Origin of the sequence: Sphingomonas sp. CCH9-F2, assembly GCF_001556735.1 — a bacterium.
GTDB lineage: Bacteria > Pseudomonadota > Alphaproteobacteria > Sphingomonadales > Sphingomonadaceae > Sphingomonas > Sphingomonas ginsenosidimutans.
Genome location: NZ_LSJO01000425.1, coordinates 1 through 1,595, shown reverse-complemented (window position 1 = coordinate 1,595; position 1,595 = coordinate 1). Strand labels below are relative to the sequence as shown.

General features: G+C 69.7%; 3 protein-coding genes and 1 pseudogene. All 4 read left to right on the top strand.

Annotation, left to right across the window (positions count from 1 at the left end; genetic code table 11):
• Nucleotides 1-184 precede the first annotated feature (184 nt).
• The gene (rpsP, locus tag AX685_RS12055) at nucleotides 185-610 is read left to right on the top strand and encodes a 30S ribosomal protein S16 (RefSeq protein ID WP_066489017.1); all 426 of its coding nucleotides are present in this window, start codon (nucleotides 185-187) and stop codon (nucleotides 608-610) included.
• A gap of 56 nt (nucleotides 611-666) precedes the next feature.
• Nucleotides 667-816 (top strand): hypothetical protein, encoded by a 150-nt coding sequence (locus AX685_RS23150; RefSeq protein ID WP_231738834.1) that lies wholly within the window; start codon nucleotides 667-669, stop codon nucleotides 814-816.
• A gap of 13 nt (nucleotides 817-829) precedes the next feature.
• Nucleotides 830-1,273 (top strand): ribosome maturation factor RimM, encoded by a 444-nt coding sequence (rimM, locus tag AX685_RS12050; protein WP_066489020.1) that lies wholly within the window; start codon nucleotides 830-832, stop codon nucleotides 1,271-1,273.
• A gap of 70 nt (nucleotides 1,274-1,343) precedes the next feature.
• A pseudogene (locus tag AX685_RS12045) lies at nucleotides 1,344-1,595 on the top strand (MFS transporter); the annotation flags it as partial.

The following is a 1,595-nucleotide window of genomic DNA, read 5'->3' as shown; positions in this document are numbered from 1 at the left end:
GCCCGGGGCTGCCCGGACTGCCCGGCAACATCCCCGGCGGGCCGGGCGGGTTCAAGTTCAAGAAATAGCCCCGATACCGTCACCCCGGCGAAAGCCGGGTCTCCGGCGGCAAGGGCGGGACGATCATCACGGAAAGACCCCGGCCTTCGCCGGGGTGACGAATAGAAGAAGGAAGCAGACTACAATGGCACTCAGCATTCGCCTGTCGCGTGGCGGTTCGAAGAAGCGTCCGTACTACCGCATCGTCGTGGCCGATGCGCGGTCCCCGCGTGATGGCAAGTTCATCGAGAAGATCGGCAACTACAATCCGCTGCTGGCCAAGGACGACGAGAAGCGCATCGTCCTCGACGCCGAGCGCGCGAAGCACTGGCTGGGCGTTGGCGCGCAGCCGACCGACCGTGTCGCCCGCTTCCTGGATGCGGCCGGCGTGAAGGAGCGCGCGGCGCGCAGCAACCCGAAGAAGGCCGAGCCGGGCGAGAAGGCCAAGGAGCGCGCCGAGGAGCGTGCCGAGAAGCTGAAGGCGCAGCAGGAAGCCGAGGCCGAGGCGGCGAACGCGCCCGCCGCGACCGAAGAGCCGGCGGCCGATACGGCCGAGGCGACCGCCGAGTAACAGCGCACCCGAACGGGTCGTCATGCGTTGGCGCTGTTCATCGCGAACAGGAGCGCATGATGACCCAGGATGCCGGCCCCACCCCCGATCCGCGAACGGCCCCCGAGGATGACGAAGACGCCACCAACCACGGTGTCTCCAGCGAGCAGCCCGCCGAGGGCGCGGACGACGCCCCCGAGGGAGACGACGGCTCGCCCAGGGACTGACGCCGGCGACACGATCGTGCTCGCCGTCGTCACCGGCGCGCACGGGATCGCCGGTGACGTCCGGCTGAAGGTGTTCGCGGACGACCTGTCGCGGCATCGCACGTTCAACGGCGGCGCCCTGACGCTGGCGAAGCTGCGCGACGGCACGATCGCGCGCTTTGCCGAAGTGACCGATCGTACCGCGGCGGAGGCGCTGCGCGGCACCGAATTGACGGTGCCGCGCGACGCGCTGCCGCCGCTGGACGACGGCGAATATTATCATGCCGACCTGCTGGGGCTGGCGGTGGTGTCGACCGCCGGGGAGCCGCTGGGCCGCGTGATCGCGGTCGAGAATTTCGGTGCCGGCGACGTCATCGATATCGAGCGGCCGAGCGGCAAGACCTTCATGGTTCCCATTCATGCGGTGCCGGAATGGGACCGCGAGCGGATGATCGTCGACGCCGCGTTCGTCGACTGACGCGATGCGCCGGCACGCGCCGTCATACGGCGATTGCCGGGCTTCCCGTTCGCGGGCAGGGTAGCGCGGCATGTCCGTTTCCGCCCCGCTTTCGTCGCGTCGCCCGGCCTGGCTGGCGATCATGGCACTGGCCAATGCCGGCGGGGTGCTGGCGTATCTGCCGCTGCTGACGCTGCTGCTGCCGATCCGTATCCAGGCGATGAACCCGGCCGAGCGGATCGGGCTGTTCGCGGCGACCGCGGTGATCGGCGCGATCGCGGCGAGCATCGCCAATATCGTCTTCGGCGGCTTGAGCGACCGGTCGCACGCGCGTGGCGGGCGG

Excerpts from the sequence above, each read along its gene's own strand:
- rpsP (WP_066489017.1), top strand. The coding sequence starts at position 185 with ATGGCACTCAGCATTCGCCTGTCGCGTGGCGGTTCGAAGAAGCGTCCG.
- AX685_RS23150 (WP_231738834.1), top strand. The coding sequence starts at position 667 with ATGATGACCCAGGATGCCGGCCCCACCCCCGATCCGCGAACGGCCCCC.